Annotated in this window: 1 protein-coding gene; it reads right to left on the reverse strand. The window is 59.3% G+C overall.

Features of this window, described 5'->3' with window-relative positions:
• Positions 1–204: transposase (locus FNJ47_RS55925; protein WP_163163990.1), on the reverse strand; the 204-nt coding region annotated here is incomplete at both ends.

A 204-nucleotide genomic window follows, 5' to 3' on the forward strand; every position in this document is an offset into this window, starting at 1 on the left:
TCAGCCGACCTTTCGTCCCGCTGCGCCAGCTCACGGCTTTCCATTTGGCGCTGGCCAGCATGTGTTCTGCTGCAATTGATAAGATATCGGGCACGTGGTGCTTTCGTGGTTTCCCGCGGACTTTGGTGATCGGCCAAATGAGCTTCACATCGACCGGATACACCTTCAGGTGCCGAGGGATGCCGACGGCCCAAGCCAGTCCGC

Origin of the sequence: Bradyrhizobium uaiense (assembly GCF_010811875.1) — a bacterium.
Lineage (GTDB): Bacteria > Pseudomonadota > Alphaproteobacteria > Rhizobiales > Xanthobacteraceae > Bradyrhizobium > Bradyrhizobium uaiense.